The organism is Streptomyces sp. NPDC023527 (genome assembly GCF_055560115.1).
Map to the genome: position 1 here is coordinate 82,598 of NZ_JBVHJJ010000008.1, position 20,278 is coordinate 102,875.

The following is a 20,278-nucleotide window of genomic DNA, read 5'->3' on the forward strand; positions in this document are numbered from 1 at the left end:
CGTCCCCACGTTCAGGGACGTCTCAGGGACGTCCCACCGGCTCGTTCCGCTGGGCGGCTTCCTGCCCGGGCACCGCCGCGTCCGCGGCGTCCTCGTCCCCGATCAGGCCGCGCAGGTGCGGTGCGGTGATGACGCTCGTGGGGTACAGGGCGCGGCCGACCGAATGGGGCTCGGCGTAGACGGCGATCAGCTGACGGACGGTCGCGGCGTCCGCGGTGACGGTCACGGGCGCCTGGTAGAGGTCGCGGTCGCTGTCGTCAGCGCTGTCGTCGGGCTCGGAGAGCGTGGTCCACATGTCCTCGGCGGCGCTGATGAGCTGGTCGAGTTCGTCGCGCACGGCGTTCCAGGCGCCGTCGCGTACGGCCTGGTCGATGCGGGAGACGGTGCCGAGGACACTGGCGTAGTCCTCGGCCAGTTGGTCTTCCTGGGGGGACGGTTGGAGCGTCGGGGCAACTGGCTCGGTGGTGTACACGGCACCTCCACGCAAGGAGAAACGGTTTGGGCTGGGGCCGATGCATACGAACCCCCACCCCGGCATCGTCGCGCGCCGGGGCGCGGCGGCCGTCGTTCGCCGTCACCGCGCGGCCATATATCACTCGCACGGGCGAGCACACGACGCCGGGGCGGCCGCCGCCCCGGCGCGCGCGAAGGCGGGAGCGGTTACATCCAGATCGTGGCGGTGGCGACAGTGAGGGCCCGCTTCGGCCGGTCGGGGTTTCCGTAGCGGACCTCCACCCTGGGGTGCGACCGCATGAAATCGGCGTCCGCGATGACGACCTGACCCGGGTCGCGGACGGTCCGCACCGCGATGTCCGTGTCGAGGAAGGAGCCGAACTCGCCGGTGGCGGGGGCGTAGACGAAGAACCGGCCGCCCGCGTAGTGCCGTGCGGCGGTCTTGTCGTCGAGGACGAGCGCCCAGTAGGTCACCGGGTGGCCGGCCGGGTACATCACCCGCTGCACGGCCTTCAGTCCTTGAAGCTCGATCCACGAGAAGGGGTTCTCGTCCGCGGGGGTCGCGGAGCGGGCGGCGGGGGCCGTCGCGGTGGCGGGGTGCCGCGGGGCGGCGGCCTGCGCGCCCGATATCACCGCGGCGCCGAGCGTCGCCGTCGTCAGGGCCACCGTGACGGTGCGGAACACGGTTCGAGAGGACACGTCGTCTCCAATTCGGGCGGTGTGTTTCCGGTGGTTCGTTCTGGGTGGAGTGCTCTCCACGGCACTCCCTGTCGTCACGCCTGGTGATCATCCAGGCGGCTTCCGGTTCCTGGCAACGGCGCGGCACGGGATCCGGCCACCGCCCGCCACCGCCCCTCCGGTCGGCCCCGGCCACGTGCGGGCGGCCGGCCACGCGGGGAGACTGTGCAGGCAGTGCGACCGGACGGGGCAGGGCCGGGCGGGCGGCGAGGTCGGACGGGCCGCCCGCCGAGGCCGGAGCGCGAAGCCCGACGGAAGCCCGACGCCCGAAGCCTTGGCCCGAAGGAGACCGGCGCATGCCCCGCGACCCCCGCGATCTCGATCCCACCGTCGGCCGTGCGGGCGTGAACCGCCGGTCCGTCCTGTTCGGCGCGGCCGGGCTCGCCCTCGGGGCGTCCGCGTGCTCGTCCACGCGGGGAAGCGGGGAGGGCGGCCCCTCTGCCGCCTCTCCCGCCACCACCGTGCTCCCCCGCACCACTCCGTGGCGGCCCAGCCCGTCGGATGTCCAGCCCGATGTGAAGCTGCGCGCCGCGCAGCTCGTCGAGGCGCTCGGCACCTGGCGGCCCGGTGACCGGGGTGCGGTGAAGGCCCGTGAGCGGGCCACCGCGCTCGGCCTGCCGGCCGCGCTCGTCGAGCGGGCGGGGCCCTTGCTCGCGGAGGCCGACGCGTGCGCACTCCAGGTCCTCGACGCGCAGTACGGCGGGATCCTGGCCGACACGGCGAGCGTGATCGTGGTGTGCCGCCAGTGGACGCGTACGGGGGACGGGATCGTCAGGCCGGGCGGTACCAGCGTGGACGTGCGGCTCGCCCGCGCCCGGCCGCGCTGGTCGGTCACCGCGCTCCACCCGGCCGCTCCCGGACCGGCCGCGGCCGCGCTGCCCGACGTGGCGCGCCGCGTGCTCGCCGAGAGCCGCATCCGTCTGCCACCGGCCGCCGAGGCGGACGTTCGCGGTGGCGGTGTCCACACGAGCGTGCTCACTGCACTGCTCGAACTCGCGGGCGGTTACCGCATGGACGTCACCGTCCTGCGGTCGGGCCACCCGACCGATGTCTTCGGCACCGACCGGCCCAGCGACCATCCGCCGGGCCGCGCCGTCGACGTATGGCGGATCGACGACAAGGCCGTGGTCGACCCGGCGACGCCGCGCGGTCTGATCGAGTCCTTCATGCGCGACGCGGCGGCGGCCGGTTCGTACAACGTCGGCGGTCCGGTGCTGCCGTCGGGCGGGGCGACCGCGCGCCAGTTCTTCTCGGACGACACCCACCACGACCACGTGCACATCGGCTTCGACGGGTGAGTTTGCGCTGGAGCGCGCTCCAGCTCGTAGCGTCCGCCTCAGGAGTCGGCGCATCCGATCGAAGGGGACTTCATGCGTTACACACTGTTCGGCAGGACCGGCTTGCGGGTGAGCGAGCTGAGCCTCGGCGCCATGACCATCGGTGAGGACTGGGGGTGGGGCGCCTCGAAGGAGACGAGCGGCCGGATCGTCGACGCGTACGCGGACGCGGGCGGCAACTTCATCGACACGGCGGACATCTACACCGACGGCAGCTCGGAGACGATCCTCGGTGAGCTGCTCGAAGGGCGCCGGGAGAGTTTCGTCCTGGCCACGAAGTACACCGGTGCGACGCGCAAGGGGGATGTGAACTCGGCGGGCAACCACCGCAAGAACCTCGTGCGGTCCGTGGAGGCGAGCCTCGGCCGGCTGCGCACCGACCACATCGACGTGCTGTGGGTGCACGCGCGGGACAACTTCACCCCGGTCGAGGAGGTCATGCGGGCCCTGGACGACGTCGTGCGGGCCGGCAAGGTGCTCTACATCGGGGTTTCGGACTGGCCCGCATGGGAGATCGCGCAGGCGAACACGCTCGCGGAGCTGCGGGGGTGGACCTCCTTCGCGGGTTCGCAGCTGCGCTACAACCTGCTGGAGCGCACCCCCGAGCGCGAACTGCTCCCGCAGGCCCGCGCCTTCGACCAGGCCGTGTTGGCCTGGGGACCGCTCGCGGGCGGCAAGCTGACCGGCAAGTACCGCCGTGGCGAGACGGGTCGGCTGGACGCCACCACCGGGGACAACGGCGGGGATCACAACGAGGACGAGGTCGTCTCCGCGGTGCTGGAGATCGCCGAGCAGGGCGGCTGGAGCCCGGCGCAGGTCGCGCTGGCGTGGCTCCTGGGCCGGCCCGGCAACATCGTTCCGATCATCGCCGCCACGAAGGAGAGCCAGCTCGCGGACAATCTCGCCGCCGTGGAGGTCCGGCTGGACGCCGACGCCGTCCGACGGCTCGACGAGGTGAGCGCGGTGCCGCTCGGCTTCCCGCACGACTTCCTGTGCGAACCGGGCGTCCAGGAGACCGTCTACGGCGACCGCCGCCAGGCCATCGACGACCGCCGCTCGACGTATCGCCGCACGACGACCGGGATCCTGTAGGGGGCGACGGGCGGGCCGGGCGGCGTGTGCTCGGGGGTGGGCGGCATGATGGGGGTATGCGGACTCGACCTGTGCTCGTTTATGACGGAGATTGCGCCTTCTGTACCACTTCCGTGACGTTCACCGAACGGTATGTGCGGCCTCGTTGCGAGATCGTGCCGGGACAGTTCGCGGACCTGGAGGCGTTCGGGGTCACCCAGGAGCGCGCCGAGTACGAGCTCTTGTGGATCACTCCGACCGGTGCGGTGCACGGCGGTGCGCAGGCGGTGGCCAAGCTGCTGCTGAGCGCCGGCCGGGGCTGGGCCGTGTTGGGCGCGCTGCTCACGCTGCCGCCCCTGCGCCAGATCGCCCACGGCGCCTACCGGCTGATCGCGAACAACCGGGACCACATGCCGGGCGGCACCCCGACGTGCGCGCTGCCGGTGGAGTACCGCTCGCGGCAGGACGGGCCGCCGTCGACCGCCGCCTGATACGGGCCGGAACGGGCGACCGCCGCGGCGCACGTGCTGAACGTTCTCCTCGGGCTCGTACGGGAGCGGCTCGCGGGTCGACGCCCGGCCGTGGTCCGCGGCCGGGCCGCGTACGTGACCCAACTGCGGTGAGGGACCGCTCCCGTCAGCTGCCGAGCGTCGTGCACATCGCCGACGGGCCGGGAAAGTCCTCCGGCAGGGCGTCCATCAGCAGCACGTCCACCCGCTGACCGAGCCAGAAGCCGGACTTCCGCAGTCGCCCGGCCAGTCGGAAGCCCGCCTTCCCGAAGGCGGCGATCCCCGCGCGGTTCGGCTCCAGCACCTTCAGCCACGCCGTGCGCAGCGCGGCCAGGTGGAAGGCCCAGTCCAGGGTCAGGCGGGTGGCCTCCTCCGCATAGCGCTTGCCGCGCTGCGCCGGCGCGAGCACGATCGTGAACTCGGCCGACGCGGCGTCGGAGTCGATGTGCAGCACGGTGATCCCGATGGGCTGCTTGTCCTTCAGCCGCACGATCTCGAACGGGGCGTGGTTGTCGTCCGCGCGCTGCCGGGCCCACTCGGCGGCGCGGGCGTCGCCCGGCCGCGGGAACTTGTCGCCGCGGCCGAGGATCGTGGTGGGGTCGTTCTCCCACTGGTGGTACTCGGCGAGCGTCTCGTGCCGGGACACGCCCAGGGCGAGCCGCTCGCCGGTCAGGAGGATGTGCGGGGTGCTCATGTGATGGCTTCCTTCCACGAAGCGTCGGCAACAGGCGCCTGACCAAGCTTGGAGCCGCGTGCCCGCGAGGCCGTGGCGTCCATCGGATGATCACTCGCATGTGTGGCGCTCGGACCACTCCGGCCGCCCGCCTTCACCCCCGCGCCCGACCGCCGTTCACTCACCACCGCGCCTCGCCGCACCCCCTCCGCCTACAGGCCGAGGTCGTCGAGCTCCTTGTGCAGGGACGCCCGGGGGCTGTCGCCGCGGGCTGCCGGGACGCCGCCGCGTCCGCCCGTACCCGGCGCCCGTCCCGGGTCGCCGACCGCTGCGTCCCGCGGCTGCCGGTCGCGGAAGATCCACGCGCCGGCCAGGCCGCCTATCAGACCGCCCAGGTGGGCCAGCCAGCTGATGCCCGCCGGCGCCCCGGGCACGGCTCCGGTGAGGGTGTAGGCGAAGGACGCCGCCATGACGACGCCGATGAGCGTGTCGACGAGGTGTCGGTCGAAGAGGCCGCGGACCACCACGTACGCGAAGTAGCCGAACACCAGCCCGCTGGCGCCGACCGTGTCGACGTTCCCCCGCTCGAAGATCCAGATCGCCAGTCCGCTGGTCACCGCTACCAGGAGGGTCAGCGCGAGGAAGCGCCGCACGCCGCGGTAGGCGGCGAGGAAGCCGAAGATGAACAGGGGGCCGGAATTGCTCTCGATGTGTGCCCAGCTCCAGTGGAGGAAGGGCGCGGTGAGGATGTCGGGCAGCGTCGTGACGTCGCCGGAGCCCACTCCGTAGTCGTGCGAGAGGGCGTAGTCCTGTCCCCAGTTGGCCAGCTGTATCAGCCAGACGACCGCCAGGAATCCGAACATCACGAAGAGCGCCTTCCGCGCCTCCGCGATCACTTCCTCCGCACCGGCGGCACCGACCGCACCGGCACGGGCCGGACTCCAACCCACTGTCCCCACCACTCTTCACTCGTCACACGGTTCTCGGCGGGCGGCACGAACGGCCCCCGCCGCCGCTCACTCTACGTAACATCGTCGCGGAGCAGCCAGGCCGCACGGGTGAGCCCGAGGTCGCGAAGGCGCGGGTCGTGCGCCCCCGCCGCGGTCAGTGCCCAGGCGGCGACCGCCAGGTTCCGGGCGGTGATCAGGAGGCGCAGGGCCGGGTCGTCGGGGCGCGCCCCGTAGGCCCGCACCGCCGTGTCGGCCCACTCCGCGTCGTAGCCGCCCTCGCCGGTGCCGAACACCCGCGAGCGCGCGGCCAGGCACGCCAGGTCCCACAGCGGCGGGCCCGCGGTCACGTCCTCGAAGTCCGTCCATACGAGGCCGCGGGGTGTGGCCATCACATTGCCGGCGTGGGCGTCGCCGTGCAGGGGACGGTTCTCCAGGCCGAGAGCGGCCAGCGCGGCGGACGTCCCGTCGTGCCGCTCGCGCAGCCGCGCGATGACGCCGGGCTCCAGGCCCGGCCCGGGGGCGAGGCCGTCCAGCCAGGTCCGGCTCTCGGCCATGAGGCCCATGGCGGGCAGCGGTTCGGGGAGGTCGCGCAGGTTCTCGTGGAGGCGCCGCAGGGACCTGCCGACCTCCGTGGGGTCGAGGGCGGCCGAGCGGTCGTGGTGTTCGAGGGCCACGAGGATGAGGGTGTGGCCCTCACGTCCGTACGGTCCCGGCGGCACCGTCGCCGGCAGGGCGACGGCGTCACGGCCCGCCAGGTGCCGTATCGCCGCAACCTCGCGTCCCAGCCAGTCGGCGCGGCCACCGCGCAACTCGCCCATCACCGTGGCCACACGGGCCACGACGGGGTGGGGCGAGAGATGGACGAGGAGATTGCTGAGCCTGCCGAGGACCACGGGCCGGACGTCTTCCAGGCCCAGATCGGCGGCGACGGCGACAGCGGCGCGAACGGCCGCCTGCTCGGAGAAGGGTGACATGAGCAGACCCTATGGTCGGCGGGGCGGCCGGCCGACGCCCGCCCGTGGGACTCCGGTGCGGCTCGCGGCTTCCGACGGCCGCGCGCGGACGCCCAGTCGGCCGATGCTCACCTCGCGGGGCTCCGGCGCCGTGCCGGCGGTGCGGGAGGCCGTCGAGGACGCCGGGCGCGAACTGCGGGCGGCCGGCGCCGCGAGCCGGGCCGGGCCGGGCCGGGCGGAATTGACCCATCGTTCCGGCGCGGGAATGCACCATACCTCAGACCTATTCGGCTCCTAGAGTTCTCGGCATGACAGCAATTGAGATTCCCCAGCGCATGAACTTCGGCACCGTTGCTCCCAAGGTCTTCAAGGCCGTTCTCGCCCTCGACGCCGCCGCCCGCGACGGCCTCGACCCGGTCCTTCTCGAGCTCGTCCAGATCCGCGCCTCGCAGGTCAACCGTTGTGCGTACTGCATCGATTACCACACCGGTGACGCCCGTAAGGCCGGCGAGACCGAGGAGCGGATCTACCAGCTCAGCGCCTGGGAGGAGTCCAGCCTCTTCACCGCGAAGGAGCGGGCCGCGCTCGCACTGACCGAGGCGGTCACGCGGCTGCCCGAGGGTGTTTCGGACGCCGTCTACGACGAGGCCGCCAAGCACTTCGAGGAGAAGGAGCTGGCCCAGCTCATCGCCCTCATCTTCACGGTCAACGCCTGGAACCGGATGAACGTCACCACCCGCAAGACCCCCGGCACCGAGTAGGACCCGACCGGGCATTTCTTGAAACACCCCGCGGTGACCGGCGTTCCGACGCCGGTCACCGTTTTTCTTCTGATCGCGGCAGCAACCCGGGCACCCGCCGTATCGTTGACCGCCCGTCATGACAACGGCTCCTCCACCTCGTTCCTCCCGCGCCGACACCCGTAGGGTCCGGGCGCGGGCGCCGCGGTTGCTGATCGCCTGCCTCGCCGCGCTCTGCGGGTTCCTGCCTCCGGCACCGCCGTCCGCCGTGGGCCCGCCGCGCGTGGTCGGCGTGCGACCGCTCACGGTGCTCGACGACGCGTTCACCGCGTACGCCGACCGATCCCGGTCCCCGGAGCACTGGACCGGCGGTGACAGCACATACTCCGTGCCGACGCCCGCCGGCCGGCTGTGGATCTTCTCCGACACCTTCCTGGGCACGGTACGACCCGACGGCTCCCGCTCCCCCGTCGTCGAGGACGGTGGGTCCACGCCGTTCCTCCACAACAGCCTCGTACTGTGGAACGGCCGCGGCCCGCACACCGTCACCGGGCGGGACCGGTCCGGCCGGCCGACGTCCCTCGTGCCGGGCGACGGGCCCGACGACTGGTACTGGGCCCGCGCCGGCATCCCCGACGGCCGCGGTGTCGCCGTCGTCTACGCACGCTACGCACGCACCGGGACCGGCCCCCTGGACGTGGCCTGGCGCGGCAATGTCCTGGCCCGCTTCCTCCCCGGCCGGCTCTCCCGGCCGAGCTCTCTCACCCCTCTGCCATCCTCGGCCCGCGTCGCCTGGGGCGCGTGGCTGGAGCGGCAGGGCGGCCACACCTACATCTACGGCACCGAACAGGCGCCCGGCGGCGGCAGCCACCTGCGGCTGGCCCGCGTCACCGGATCCGATCTGCGGCGGCCCTGGCGGTACCGGGCCGCCGACGGCACCTGGTCCGCCCGTGAGGCACGGTCCGCCCGGCTGACCGGTCCGGGCGGGGCGCCGTTGCGCGTCTCGGACGAGCTGAGCGTCGTCCGGCACGGTCCCTGGTACGCCCTGGTGACGCAGCGCGCGGACCGGCCGTTCAGCGCGGAAATGCGGCTGGCGTGGGCCCGTGGCCCCGGCGGCCCGTTCGGCCGGCCGCGCACGGTGTACCGGGCGCCGGAGGCGGGTCCCCTCGGTACGTACCGCGACCCGGACGTCTTCGCGTACAACCCCCACGAGCACCCGGATCTCGAACGCCCCGGGGAACTCGTCGTCTCGTACAACGTCAACAGCCTCGTTCCCGACGACGTCATCCGCCGCGCGGGCATCTACCGGCCGCGCTTCCTGCGGGTGACGCTGTCACCGCCGGGCGGCCGGTGAACGACGCCCGCACGGCGTCCGAACCGTTGGCCCCCGCGGTCGCGTCTCCAAGGCTGTCCCCGGTTCATGCCCCGGCGGGGGCGCTCCAGGGCCGGTCGTCGACCCGTGCGAGGCTGTGGGGCACGTCAGTGGGGACAAGGGGCGGTAGTGAGCGAGATATACGGGCCGGGGCGGGGCTTGCGGCCGCGCGGGCTGGTCGACCTGCGGGGGCCGGGCGTGGCGCCCGCCGTCCTGTCGTATCCGGCGGGTGCCGTGGTGGTGGTCTCCGGGCTGCCGGGCAGCGGCAAGAGCACGCTGTTGCGCCGCTGGTCCGAGGCGGCACCGGCCGTCGATCCCCGGGACGTCCACGTGGCGTGCGAAGCGGTGATGCCGGACCGGCTGCCGTACGCGGTGTACCGGCCGTGGGCGCGGTGGGAGCACTTCCGGTGGTTGCGGGCGGCGGTGCGCGACGGCGGGGCGTTCCTGGTGCACGACTGCGGGAGCCGGGCGTGGATGCGGCGGTGGCTGGCCCGCGAAGCGGGGCGGCAGGGGCGCGAGTTGCACGTGGTGCTGCTGGACGTCGGAGCGGCCGAGGCGCTGGCGGGGCAGGAGGCGCGCGGCCGGTGGGCCCCGGCGCGCGTCTTCGCCCGGCACCGGCGCGGGCTCGACCGGCTGCTGCGCACGCTGACCGTACACAGCGCGACCGCCGCAGGCGGCGGGGCCACGGCGCGGGTGTGCCCGGTTCCGAACGCGGTGGCGGAGGCGGCCTCGGTCGTGCTCCTGGACCGGATCTCGCGCGAGCACGTGGCGGCGGTGGAATTCGGCCCGGACCGCCCCTGCCCGGCGGCTCCGCCGCAGGAACCGTCCGGCGTGGCCGTTCCCTGATCCGGGCATGTCCGTCGGGGTCTCGATGGACCACGCCCTGACCTCCAGATGCGGTCGAACTTTTGACCGGCCGGCAGGGACGCGGTCGCGTCGAGGCCGAACGGGTGCCGTGTGCGGCGGGTGCGTTTGCGCGCGGGGGAACCGGGGACCTCGTCACGGTGCTGGTGGGACACCAGTGAACAAGGGACACCAGTGAAAGGTGGCGCACCGTGGCAGCGCATCCCGCCCAGAGCCGGTCCACCGCCCCGGACCTCTCCGCACCCTCCACCACGTCGACGGTGACCCTCCATGTCAACGGCGCCGCACACCGGCTGACCCTCGACAACCGGACGACCGTCCTCGACGCCCTGCGCGAGCACCTGGGCCTCACCGGTGCGAAGAAGGGCTGTGACCACGCGCAGTGCGGCGCGTGCACGGTGCTGGCCGACGGGCGGCGCGTGAACAGCTGTCTGCTGCTGGCGGTCGCGCACGACGGCGCGGAGATCACCACCGTGGAGGGGCTGGCCGGGGGCGACGCGCTGCACCCGCTCCAGGAGGCGTTTCTCGACCGCGACGGCTTCCAGTGCGGCTACTGCACGCCGGGCCAGCTCTGTTCGGCGGTCGGCGCGATCGAGGAGGCGGCCGCGGGTCACCCGTCCCATGTGACACCTCCGGCGGCCGCGCCGCCCGGCGTACCCGTGCCCCTCTCCCCCGAGGAGATCCGCGAGCGGATGAGCGGCAACCTCTGCCGGTGCGGCGCGTACCCGAACATCGTCGCCGCGATCGAGGACGTGACGCGGTGAGGTCGTTCACGTACACGCGCGCCGACGACGTCGACGCGGCGATCGACGCCCTCGCCGGCCGGCCCGACGGCATGGCCCTCGGCGGCGGTACGAACCTCGTCGACCTGATGAAGCTGGGCGTCGCGTCCCCCGGCCTGCTGGTGGACATCGGCCGGCTGCCGCTGACGGAGGTCGAGGAGACGGCCGGCGGCGGCCTGCGGATCGGCGCGAACGTCCGCAACAGCGACCTCGCCGCCCACCCGGCCGTCCGCGCCCGCTATCCCGTGCTGTCCCAGGCGCTGCTGGCGGGCGCCTCCGGGCAGATCCGCAACGCCGCCACCACGGGCGGGAACCTTCTCCAGCGCACCCGCTGCCTGTACTTCCAGGACGTGGGCAAACCGTGCAACAAGCGGGTGCCGGGCAGCGGCTGCCCGGCCCGCGAGGGCGTCCACCGCGACCTGGCCGTCCTGGGCCACTCCCCGCACTGCGTCGCCACGAACCCCTCCGACATAGCGGTGGCGCTGGCGGCGCTCGACGCGGTCGTCCACCTGCGCGGGCCCGAGGGTGAGCGGGCGGTTCCGCTCACCGGATTCCACCGGCTGCCCGGTGACGAGCCGCACCGTGACACCGTCATCCGCCCCGCCGAGCTGATCCTCGCCGTCGAGCTGCCGCCCGCGCCGGCCGGCCGGTCCGCCTACCGCAAGGCGCGCGACCGCGCGTCGTACGCCTTCGCGCTGGCCTCCGTCGCGGCCGCGCTCGATGTGCGCGGGGGCACCATCGCGGAGGTACGCCTGGCGTTCGGCGGGCTCGCCCACAAGCCGTGGCGGGCGCACGCGGCGGAGAAGGCGCTGCGCGGCGCCCCGGCCACCGAGGAGTCCTTCGCGCGGGCCGCCGAGGCGGAGCTGGCCGCCGCCGAACCGCTGCGCGACAACGCGTTCAAGGTGCGGCTCGCGCGCAATCTGGCCGTACGGGTCCTCTCCGGCCTGTCCGCCGCGGCTGCCGAGGAGGCCACCTCATGAGCACCACGAACAGCCCCGGCCCCGCCCGCCTCGAAGGGCGCGCGAAGGTCACCGGAGCCGCGCGCTACGCGGCCGAGCACACCCCGCCCGGTACCGCCTACGGCTGGCCGGTCCCCGCCACGATCGTGCGCGGCCGTGTCGTCTCGGTCGACGCGGCCGGGGCGATGGCGGAGCCCGGCGCCCTCGCCGTCCTGACCCACGAGAACGCCCCGCGGCTGAAGGAGGTGGACGACGGCACCTTGCTGGTCCTCCAGAACGACCGGGTGCCGCACCGCGGCTGGTTCGTCGCGCTCGCCGTCGCCGCCACCCCGGAGGCCGCTCGCGCCATGGCCGCGGCGGTGGCGATCACCTACGCCCCCGAGGACCACGACGCCACGCTGACCCCCGACCATCCGGGGCTCTACACCCCCGAGGAGGCCAACGCCGGCGTGCCCGGCAGCCGCGAGTGGGGCGACTTCGACGGGGCGTACGAGCGTGCGGCCGTGCGCGTCGACGCCACGTACACGATGCCGGGCCTGCACAACCACCCCATGGAGCCGCACGCCTCGACCGCCTGGTGGGAGGACGGCGACCTCGTCGTGTACGACTCCAGCCAAGGCGCCACGGCCGTCCAGGAGACCCTTTCCGGCCTCTTCGGCGTGGGCAAGGAGCGGATCACCGTCGTGTCCGAGCACGTGGGCGGCGGCTTCGGCTGCAAGGGCACGCCGCGCCCCCAGGTGGTCCTGGCCGCGATGGCCGCCCGGCACACCGGACGGCCCGTCAAGGTGGTGCTGGCGCGGGCGCAGCTCGCGGCGGTCGTCGGCCACCGTCCGCCCGTCGTCCAGCGGCTGCGGCTCGGCGCCGGCGAGGACGGTGTGCTGACCGCCCTGGCGCACGAGGTCACCACCCAGAGTTCGGCCGTCCGCCTCTTCGTCGAGCAGTCCGCCGTTGCCTCGCGCACCATGTACATCTCCCCCAACAGCCGCACCACGCATCGCGTCGTCGAGCTCGATGTACCCAGCCCGTCCTGGATGCGGGCACCGGGCGAGGCCTCGGGGATGTACGCGCTGGAGTGCGCGATGGACGAACTCGCCCGCGCCGCCGGGATCGACCCCGTCGAGCTGCGCGTGCGCAACGACACGGCGACCGAGCCGGACAGCGGCAAGCCGTTCAGCAGCCGGCACCTGGTGGAGTGTCTGCGCGAGGGGGCGCGGCGCTTCGGCTGGTCCGCGCGGGATCCGAGGCCCCGTTCACACCCCGAGGGCCGCCTCCTCATCGGTACCGGCGTGGCCTCCTCCTACTATCCCGTGTTCCTCATGCCCTCCACGGCCGAGGCGGGGATCACCGCCGACGGCCGCTGCCGGATCCGGGTCAACGCGACGGACATCGGTACGGGCGCCCGTACGGTCCTGGCGCAGATCGCCGCCGACACGCTCGCCGTGCCCCTGGAGAACGTCGGCATCGAGATCGGCAGCACCGCCCTGCCGGCCGCTTCGCTGGCCGGCGGCTCCTCCGGGACGGGCTCGTGGGGGTGGGCCGTGCACAAGGCGTGCCACGCCCTGAACGCGATGGTCCGCGAGCACGGGGGCACGGTGCCGCCCGGGGGCCTGAGCGCCACCGCCGACACGGCCGACGACATCGCTTCCGACCCGCCGCACGCGAAGGGGGCCTTCGGCGCGCAGTTCGCGGAGGTGGCGGTGGACACCGACACCGGCGAGACGCGGGTCCGCCGCCTGCTGGGCGTCTTCGCCGCCGGTCATGTCCTCAACGCCCGGACCGGGCGGAGTCAGTTCATCGGGGGGATGGTGATGGGGGTGGGCATGGCGCTGACCGAGGGCAGCACCCTGGACCCCCGGTTCGGTGACTTCGCCGAGCGCGACCTCGCCTCGTACCACGTGCCGTCCTGCGCGGACATCAGTGGCATCGAGGCGCACTGGATCGATGAGGAGGATCCGCATGTGAACCCCATGGGCACCAAGGGCATCGGGGAGATCGGCATCGTCGGCACGGCCGCGGCGATCGCCAACGCGGTCCATCACGCGACGGGCGTCCGGGTGCGCGACCTGCCCATCCTTCCGGAGAAGCTGCTCGCCTGAGGGCGCGGGCCGCGCGTCAGTCGACGCAGGGCACCCCGCCCATCCGCACCGGCGGCCCCTGGAAGGCGTGGGAGGGTACGGGGGCGGCTCCGCGGCCGGGCGCGGCGGGCTTGTCGTCCGAGGTCGCCCCGCCGGTCGCCCTGCGGACCAGGGAGCCGACCCTGTCCCGGTCGACGAGGTTCACCGCCTCTCCCTTGCGGGTGGCGAATCCCGCGATGGGCAGGGTGTGGAATTCGGCGTTTCCGCCGGTGAGGCCGGGCGCCTGCCGGGCGAAGTCCAGGATGTCCCAGCCGTCGTCGATGACGACGTCCTTCTTGACGACGTCGAAGAGCCCGCGCAGTGCGCCGACGTCGCTCCACACGCCCTCGGACGTGAGCTTGTGCGTGACGGAGGAGAGGAACGCCTGCTGACGGCGGGTGCGGTCGAGGTCGCCGCCGGCCAGGCCGTGGCGCTGCCGGACGAACGCCAGGGCCTGCCGGGCGTCGAGTTCCTGCGGTCCGGCGGGGAAGTCCGCGCCGGAATAGCGGTCGCGCGCGGGCCTCCTCAGGCACACCGGGATCGGCTGCACCACTTCGGCGACGTCGTAGAAGCCCAGGAGGTTGACCTCCGCGAAATGGTCGATCGGGACGCCGAGGAATCGCTGGACCGTGGCCAGCGTGGCCTCGCGGCCGGCCTCCCGTCCCCGGTGTTCGAGTTCGGCCCCCCGGAGCCCTTCGGCGGTCAGCCTCCCCGCGGCTTCCGCCTTGGCGAGCCCGTACGCCTCCTTGATCTTGTGCTTGCCGCGGCCACCCGCGATCTCGACGTAGTCGTCGCGCGGGATGGAGAAGGCGGTGGTCCTCCCGCCGCCCGCCGGGATGTGCATGAGGATCAGCGTGTTGGTGTTGTAGCCGCCGATCGCGCTGGATCCGGCGTGCAGTTCCCGCTGGACGAATTCCTTGGGCAGGTCGTCTCCGTTCATGTCCTTGCGGCTGTCGAGGCCGATCAGCAGGACGTTGACGGCTCCGTCGCGGTGCGGGGGCGCGTCCGCGCGCAGCCCGTCGAGCGCGTGGGAGGTGACCAGTCCGGTGTTCAGCCACTGGCAGGTGAACCAGCCGATGGCGCCGGTGAGCAGGACGGCCGCCGAGGTGAGGCAGACCGCGAGCCGGGCGTAGGCGGCGGCCCGTCCCGGCCGGGCGCCGCGCCGGGCGCGCGGGGGCCGGGCGACGGGCCCCCTGGGACCTCCCGCGCCAGGTCTTCCGGCATCCGGCCGTATCTCCGGCCGGCTGTCCTGCCATCGGTTCTGCTGTCTGCCGACGGCGGTCCGCCGTGCGGCGGGGCCGCGCGGGGCGGTACGGGGCTGGTCACGCATGGGCGGCCTTCCTGTGCCGTCCCGGCCGGGCGACGCACGGGGTCGTCGTTACGGGACAGTGACCGGCCAGGAGACAGCGCACCCGGGGAACGTATCGTCTCATTCCATGATTCGCACCAATGACAGCCAACTACCCTGGAGTTGGCGCGGAAAGTATGAATTCCACGGAAAGTGGGTGGCCATGACGTCCGTCCCGGACCGGCGTTCCCCGCACCTCGCCGCGGCCGCGTTCCTCGCGGCCGCCGCACTCGTCCTGGCCGCGCCGCCCGCGGCCGCCAAGGGCGCGGTGCGGATCACCGTGCCCTCGCACCCCGTACGCAGCGGCCAGGCCGTGCGCGTCAGCGCGGACGGCGACGACGACTCGGCGCCGTATCTGCGCGCGTGCGTCCAGGAGCGGTCCGGGTACGGCTCATGGCACCTCGTCTCCTGCGGCGCGACCGTCGCCGCGGGGGCGGGCGCGAAGGTCGAGGCGAGGGTGCGGGCCCGGCGGCACGGGGCGCTCCAGCTCCGCGGCGTGCTGTACGGGCTGGGTCACGCGCGCGACGCCCGTCCGAGCGTGACGCGCAGCTCGGCCGTCCGTACCGTCCACGTGCACTGAGCCGGCCGGTGGTACCGGCACCATCGGCTCGGGGACCGTCAGACGGCGCCGCCGCTGACGATGGTGTCGCGGACCGTGACCGCGGAGCCGGTGCCGGGAATCGCGGCGCGTTCGCGGTCGCGGTCCTCCCGGATCTCGCGGCCCAGGCGGTGCAGCGTGTCGAGCGGGCAGTTCTGCCGCAGCAGCGGGAAGAGGTCGTGCTCCTCGTGCCGGACGTGCTGGGAGACCTCGCGCTCCAGGGCGCGGACGCGGGCGTCGAAGCCGGGCTCGTACACCGTGCTGGACTCCAGCCCCCGCAACATGGCCGTCAGGCGTTCCTGGCGGCCCGCCTCCTTGGTCACCACGTCCTCGCCGCCGGGCACGTAGGCGCGGACGGCCGGGTAGAGGTAGCGCTCCTCGGCCGCCGCGTGGCGTGCGAGCTCGGCGGCCACCTCCTCCAGGAGACGCTCGCGCCCGGCGTCCTCGAGAGGGGTGCGGTGGATCCATGTGAACAGCGCCTCGATCACCCGGTGGTCGGTCTCCATCTCGGTGATGATGTCGGTGCGGGTCATCGCCCAACCGTCCCTTCGCCTCATGCGCGGCTGCCTGGGGACCACGCTGCCACGGTTCGCCGCATCCCGCAGCGACACCCCCGGGCGCGGGGAGCGGCACCGGCGAGGACCGGACACCGCCGGGGGCGCCGGTTCAGCCGGTGTGCCAGGCCCCGGTGACCGCGGCGACCACCACGGACCCGATGACGACCAGACGGTGCGTCACCGCGTCGAGCTGCTCGCGCTGGGCGGCGGGCAGGTGCCACTCCTCCCACCAGGTGACCTGCTCCGTCGTGAGCGGCTCGGGGCGCTCGGCCCGCCACCGCTCGCGCAGGTGGTCCGCGAGCGGGGCGACGACGGCGGCCTGCTCGGCGTAGGCGGAGACGAGCGCCGTCATGTGGCTCGTGGGCAGGTGGGGGTACCACTGGTCGCGGACGCGGGCGGCGAGGACGGCCACGGCCTCCAGCCACAGCACGTGCTGGGTCACCCACCCCTGCGGGTCACGGTGCGCGGGCATGCCGGGCAGCAGCAGGGGCTCCAGCGCGTCGCGGTGGGTGAGGAACGCCTGACCAAGGGCCTTTTCCTCGTCGTCAGGGGTCCAGAGGCGCTCGCCCAGGGCGATCGCGGCGGCGTCAACGGCGTGGGTCATTTGATCACTTTAAGGGGCCCATCGACGTACTCCGCACCGCATTGCCCGACCCTGTAGGCCCTCCTCACCGGCAGGCGCGCGCCCGTCCGGCGCCCGGGGCATCATGGCCGGGTGACGAGCCTCGGACTTCCCCCCGGCATCCGCGCCTGTCTGTTCGACCTCGACGGCGTCCTCACCCGCACGGCGACCGTGCACGCGGCCGCGTGGAAGGAGATGTTCGACGCCTTCCTGCGCTCCCGCGACGGGGCGGGCTTCCGTCCGTTCGACCCGGTCGCGGACTACGACGAGTACGTGGACGGGATGCCCAGGGCCGACGGTGTGCGTTCGTTCCTCGCTTCCCGGGGCATCCGCCTGCCCGAGGGGCGGCCGGACGACCCGCCGGAGCGGGACACCGTGCAGGGCCTCGGGACGCGGAAGAACGCGATCGTGCTTCGGAAGATCAAGGAGATGGGCGTGGAGGCGTACGAGGGCTCGGTCCGCTACGCGCAGGCCGCCCGCGCCGCCGGGCTGCGGCGTGCCGTGGTCTCCTCCAGCGCCAACTGCCGTGACGTGCTCGTCGCGGCCGGGATCGCCGATCTCTTCGAGGTCCGTATCGACGGGCTGGTCGCCGCCGAACGCGAGCTGCCGGGCAAGCCCCACCCGGACACCTTCCTCGCCGCGGCCCACGACCTGGGGGTGACCCCGGAGCAGTCGGCGGTCTTCGAGGACGCGCTGGCGGGCATGGAGGCGGGGCGCGCGGGCGCCTTCGGCTTCGTGGTGGGCGTGGACCGCGTCGGCCAGGCGGAGGCGCTGCGCAGCCACGGCGCGGACGTGGTCGTGCGGGATCTGGACGAACTCCTGGGAGACTCACCGTGATCACCCATCCGGCGTACGCGGTCGAACCGTGGTGTCTGCGCGAGACCGCCCTCAACCTCGATGTGCTGCCGCAGAGCGAGTCGGTGTTCGCGCTCGCCAACGGGCACATCGGCTGGCGCGGCAACCTCGACGAGGGCGAGCCGCACGGCCTGCCGGGCTCGTATCTCAACGGTGTGTTCGAGCTGCGGCCGCTGCCGTACGCGGAGGCGGGCTACGGCTATCCGGAGTCGGGGCAGACCGTCATCGACGTCACCAACGGCAAGGTGATCCGGCTGCTCATCGACGACGAGCCGTTCGACCTGCGCTACGGCCGACTCGTCCACCACGAGCGGGTGCTGGACTTCCGCTCGGGGCTGCTGAGCCGCGAGGTGGAGTGGACGTCGCCGTCGGGGCGGACGGTGCGGGTGCGTTCGACGCGGCTGGTCTCCTTCACCCAGCGGGCGGTCGCGGCCGTGGCGTACGAGGTGGAGCCGGTGGACGCCGAGGTGCGGATCGTCCTGCAGTCGGAACTGGTCGCCAATGAGCAGCTGCCCGGGGCCGGCGGCGATCCGCGGGTGGCCGCGATGCTGGAGTCCCCGCTGGTCCCGGAGGAGCACTCCGCCGAGGGCGACCGGCTGCGGCTGGTGCACCGGACGCAGCGCAGCGGGCTGCGGGTCGCGGCGGCGGCCACCCACCGGGTGGACGGCCCGGAGGAGACGAAGACCTACGCCCAGAGCAGTGAGGACCTGAGCCGGTTCACGGTCACGTCGGTGCTGCGCCCCGGGGAGCGGCTGCGGCTGGAGAAGACGGTCGCCTACGGCTGGTCGGGCGTCCGCTCGCTGCCGGCGATGCACGATCAGGTGGACGCGGCGCTGGCGGGCGCCATGAGCACCGGCTGGTCGGGGCTGTGCGCCGAGCAGCGGTCGTACCTCGGCGAGTTCTGGAGCCGGGCCGATGTCGAGGTGGACGGCGACGCGGAGATCCAGCAGGCGGTGCGGTTCGCGCTGTTCCATGTGTTGCAGGCGGGGGCGCGGGCGGAGTCGCGGGCGATCGGCGCGAAGGGGCTGACCGGCCCGGGGTACGACGGGCACAGCTTTTGGGACACCGAGACGTTCGTGCTTCAGGTCCTGACGTGCACGGCGCCGCTGGCGGCGGCGCAGCCGCTGCGGTGGCGGCACGCGACGCTGCCCGCCGCGCTCAACCGCGCGCGGCTGCTGGGGTTGCGGGGCGCGGCGTTCCCCTGGCGGACGCTCAACGGCGACGAGTGCTCGGCGTACTGGCCGGCCGGTACGGCCGCCTTCCATGTCAACGCGGACATCGCGGACGCCGTGGTGCGCTATCTGGACACCACGGGCGACGAGGTCTTCGAGCGCGAGGTGGGCCTGGACCTGCTGGTCCAGACCGCCCGGCTGTGGCGTTCGCTGGGCCATCACGACCATCAGGGGCAGTTCCACATCGACGGGGTGACGGGCCCGGACGAGTACAGCGCCATCGCGGACGACAACGTCTACACCAATCTGATGGCGCAGCGGAATCTGCGGGCGGCCGCGGACGTGGCCGAGCGCCACCCGGACCTGGCGGCCGAGTGCGGTGTGGACGACGAGGAGACCGCCGCGTGGCGGGACGCCGCGGCCCGGATGACGCTGCCGTACAACGAGACGCTGGGCGTCCATGAGCAGTCGGCCGGCTTCACCGGGCACCAGAGTTGGGACTTCGCCGGTACCCGCGCCGATCAGTATCCGCTGATGCTCAACTTCCCCTACTTCGACATCTATCGCAAACAGGTCATCAAGCAGGCGGACCTGGTGCTCGCCATGATGCTGCGCGGTGACGCGTTCACGGATGATCAGAAGGCCCGCAACTTCGCCTACTACGAGCCGCTGACCGTCCGGGACTCCTCGCTGTCGGCGTGCGTGCAGGCCGTGATGGCCGCCGAGGTGGGTCATCTGCGGCTGGCGTACGACTATCTCGGCGAAGCGGCGATGATGGACCTGTCGGACCTGGAGAGCAACACCCGCGACGGCCTGCACATCGCCTCGCTCGCCGGGACGTGGATCGCCCTCGTCACGGGTTTCGGCGGGATGCGCCACTGCGACGGCGTCGTCTCCTTCGCCCCCAAGCTCCCCGAGCAACTGGGCCGGCTCGCGTTCACCGTGCAGGTGCAGCGGCGCCTGCTGCGCGTGGAGATCACCGATCCGACCGCGACGTACACGCTGCTGGACGGCCCGGCCCTGGAGATCGAGCACCACTGCGAGCGGCTGACGGTGACGCCGGGGCGTCCGGAGAGCCGGAAGGTGCCGGGCACCCCGGACCGGCCGGAGCCGGCCCAGCCGCTGGGCCGGCGCCCGGCCCATCGCGGCTGGGCGGCTACCCGGCCGCCGGAGAGCCCGGCCTGATCATCTGCCGCAGCAGGGGGCCGGATCCGGCTCGACGTCGACGGCCAGGCGCAGGTCGGCGCCGTTGATGTAGGTCAGCAGCATGACCAGTGGGTCGTCGCCCTCGTTGCGGCCGTCGTGCAGGTGGTCGCGGCCGCCGGTGATGAAGCTGGTCCCGGCGGGGTGCCGGCTCACCCGGCCGTCCGCCCAGTAGTGCGTGAGCGTGCCGCCGGTGACGACGCCGACGAGGGTGCCGGGGTGGTAGTGCCATCCGGTGCGGGCGCCGGGCGGCATCGTGGTGCGGTGCACCACGACGTTCGAGGCCTCGGTCATACCGGGAGGCAGGGGGAGGACGATCTCGCCCTCGGCCATCGTCTCGCTGACCGGCTGTTCCGGCCGCTCCCTCAACACGATGTGTTTCCCTCTCGTTCCGGTGCAGCCCGGGGG

21 protein-coding genes are annotated in these 20,278 nt (G+C 73.3%); 12 read left to right on the top strand and 9 right to left on the bottom strand.

Translation table 11 applies throughout. From position 1 onward, the window contains the following. Window positions 1-22: 22 nt before the first annotated feature. Both ACZ303_RS17485 and ACZ303_RS17490 read right to left on the bottom strand, forming a co-directional pair. A complete protein-coding gene (locus ACZ303_RS17485) occupies window positions 23-472 on the bottom strand; it encodes a hypothetical protein (RefSeq protein WP_467339793.1) in 450 nt (149 codons plus the stop codon). Window positions 473-660: 188 nt separating this feature from the next. Further along, a complete protein-coding gene (locus ACZ303_RS17490) occupies window positions 661-1,152 on the bottom strand; it encodes a hypothetical protein (protein WP_467339794.1) in 492 nt (163 codons plus the stop codon). 335 nt (window positions 1,153-1,487) lie between these two features. Between ACZ303_RS17490 and ACZ303_RS17495 the strand changes: the two genes are divergently transcribed. The 3 genes from ACZ303_RS17495 (at window position 1,488) to ACZ303_RS17505 (ending at window position 4,090) form a co-directional block, all read left to right on the top strand. After that, the gene (locus ACZ303_RS17495; protein WP_467339796.1) at window positions 1,488-2,489 is read left to right on the top strand and encodes a hypothetical protein; all 1,002 of its coding nucleotides are present in this window, start codon (window positions 1,488-1,490) and stop codon (window positions 2,487-2,489) included. 72 nt (window positions 2,490-2,561) lie between these two features. After that, a complete protein-coding gene (locus ACZ303_RS17500; RefSeq protein ID WP_467339798.1) occupies window positions 2,562-3,620 on the top strand; it encodes an aldo/keto reductase in 1,059 nt (352 codons plus the stop codon). Window positions 3,621-3,676: 56 nt separating this feature from the next. After that, a complete protein-coding gene (locus ACZ303_RS17505; protein ID WP_467339800.1) occupies window positions 3,677-4,090 on the top strand; it encodes a thiol-disulfide oxidoreductase DCC family protein in 414 nt (137 codons plus the stop codon). A 145-nt stretch (window positions 4,091-4,235) separates the two neighbouring features. Here the strand turns inward: ACZ303_RS17505 and ACZ303_RS17510 are convergent, their stop codons facing one another. From ACZ303_RS17510 to ACZ303_RS17520, 3 genes are all read right to left on the bottom strand, one after another. Continuing rightward, window positions 4,236-4,802 (bottom strand): GNAT family N-acetyltransferase, encoded by a 567-nt coding sequence (locus tag ACZ303_RS17510; RefSeq protein WP_467339802.1) that lies wholly within the window; start codon window positions 4,800-4,802, stop codon window positions 4,236-4,238. 191 nt (window positions 4,803-4,993) lie between these two features. Further along, on the bottom strand, window positions 4,994-5,731 hold the full coding sequence (locus tag ACZ303_RS17515) for a rhomboid family intramembrane serine protease (protein ID WP_467339804.1): 738 nt from the start codon (window positions 5,729-5,731) through the stop codon (window positions 4,994-4,996). Between the two features lie 71 nt (window positions 5,732-5,802). Then, complete coding sequence (locus tag ACZ303_RS17520; protein WP_467339806.1) at window positions 5,803-6,705, bottom strand: phosphotransferase; 903 nt, start codon at window positions 6,703-6,705, stop codon at window positions 5,803-5,805. Window positions 6,706-7,019: 314 nt separating this feature from the next. Between ACZ303_RS17520 and ACZ303_RS17525 the strand changes: the two genes are divergently transcribed. The 6 genes from ACZ303_RS17525 to ACZ303_RS17550 all read left to right on the top strand — a co-directional run bounded on the left by ACZ303_RS17525 (window position 7,020) and on the right by ACZ303_RS17550 (window position 13,497). Further along, on the top strand, window positions 7,020-7,445 hold the full coding sequence (locus ACZ303_RS17525; RefSeq protein WP_467340190.1) for a carboxymuconolactone decarboxylase family protein: 426 nt from the start codon (window positions 7,020-7,022) through the stop codon (window positions 7,443-7,445). Between the two features lie 271 nt (window positions 7,446-7,716). Then, on the top strand, window positions 7,717-8,778 hold the full coding sequence (locus ACZ303_RS17530) for a hypothetical protein (protein ID WP_467339808.1): 1,062 nt from the start codon (window positions 7,717-7,719) through the stop codon (window positions 8,776-8,778). Window positions 8,779-8,925: 147 nt separating this feature from the next. Further along, complete coding sequence (locus ACZ303_RS17535; RefSeq protein WP_467339810.1) at window positions 8,926-9,642, top strand: AAA family ATPase; 717 nt, start codon at window positions 8,926-8,928, stop codon at window positions 9,640-9,642. A 278-nt stretch (window positions 9,643-9,920) separates the two neighbouring features. Beyond that, window positions 9,921-10,424 (top strand): 2Fe-2S iron-sulfur cluster-binding protein, encoded by a 504-nt coding sequence (locus ACZ303_RS17540; RefSeq protein ID WP_467340191.1) that lies wholly within the window; start codon window positions 9,921-9,923, stop codon window positions 10,422-10,424. After that, window positions 10,421-11,422: an FAD binding domain-containing protein gene (locus ACZ303_RS17545; RefSeq protein ID WP_467339812.1), complete on the top strand. Its 1,002-nt coding sequence runs from the start codon at window positions 10,421-10,423 to the stop codon at window positions 11,420-11,422. The genes ACZ303_RS17540 and ACZ303_RS17545 overlap by 4 nt, the downstream gene beginning before the upstream one ends. Continuing rightward, the gene (locus ACZ303_RS17550) at window positions 11,419-13,497 is read left to right on the top strand and encodes a xanthine dehydrogenase family protein molybdopterin-binding subunit (protein WP_467339814.1); all 2,079 of its coding nucleotides are present in this window, start codon (window positions 11,419-11,421) and stop codon (window positions 13,495-13,497) included. The genes ACZ303_RS17545 and ACZ303_RS17550 overlap by 4 nt, the downstream gene beginning before the upstream one ends. Window positions 13,498-13,513: 16 nt before the next feature. Here ACZ303_RS17550 and ACZ303_RS17555 read toward each other — a convergent pair whose 3' ends face one another. Further along, a complete protein-coding gene (locus tag ACZ303_RS17555) occupies window positions 13,514-14,845 on the bottom strand; it encodes an LCP family protein (protein ID WP_467339816.1) in 1,332 nt (443 codons plus the stop codon). A 181-nt stretch (window positions 14,846-15,026) separates the two neighbouring features. On the opposite strand from ACZ303_RS17555, the gene ACZ303_RS17560 reads away from it, so the two are divergent. Beyond that, the gene (locus ACZ303_RS17560) at window positions 15,027-15,443 is read left to right on the top strand and encodes a hypothetical protein (protein WP_467339818.1); all 417 of its coding nucleotides are present in this window, start codon (window positions 15,027-15,029) and stop codon (window positions 15,441-15,443) included. A 38-nt stretch (window positions 15,444-15,481) separates the two neighbouring features. Here ACZ303_RS17560 and ACZ303_RS17565 read toward each other — a convergent pair whose 3' ends face one another. Together ACZ303_RS17565 and ACZ303_RS17570 are read right to left on the bottom strand one after the other, a co-directional pair. Continuing rightward, window positions 15,482-15,994 (bottom strand): hemerythrin domain-containing protein, encoded by a 513-nt coding sequence (locus tag ACZ303_RS17565; RefSeq protein WP_467339820.1) that lies wholly within the window; start codon window positions 15,992-15,994, stop codon window positions 15,482-15,484. A 133-nt stretch (window positions 15,995-16,127) separates the two neighbouring features. Continuing rightward, window positions 16,128-16,622, bottom strand: coding sequence for a hypothetical protein (locus ACZ303_RS17570; RefSeq protein ID WP_467339822.1), 495 nt, complete (start codon window positions 16,620-16,622; stop codon window positions 16,128-16,130). A 111-nt stretch (window positions 16,623-16,733) separates the two neighbouring features. Between ACZ303_RS17570 and ACZ303_RS17575 the strand changes: the two genes are divergently transcribed. Both ACZ303_RS17575 and ACZ303_RS17580 read left to right on the top strand, forming a co-directional pair. Continuing rightward, complete coding sequence (locus ACZ303_RS17575; protein ID WP_467339824.1) at window positions 16,734-17,477, top strand: beta-phosphoglucomutase family hydrolase; 744 nt, start codon at window positions 16,734-16,736, stop codon at window positions 17,475-17,477. Beyond that, window positions 17,474-19,852 carry a glycoside hydrolase family 65 protein gene (locus ACZ303_RS17580; protein WP_467339826.1) on the top strand — a complete coding sequence of 793 codons (2,379 nt, stop codon included), beginning with the start codon at window positions 17,474-17,476 and terminating at the stop codon, window positions 19,850-19,852. Before ACZ303_RS17575 ends, ACZ303_RS17580 begins: the two co-directional genes overlap by 4 nt. Here ACZ303_RS17580 and ACZ303_RS17585 read toward each other — a convergent pair whose 3' ends face one another. After that, on the bottom strand, window positions 19,853-20,242 hold the full coding sequence (locus ACZ303_RS17585; protein WP_467339827.1) for a cupin domain-containing protein: 390 nt from the start codon (window positions 20,240-20,242) through the stop codon (window positions 19,853-19,855). Window positions 20,243-20,278 lie beyond the last annotated feature (36 nt).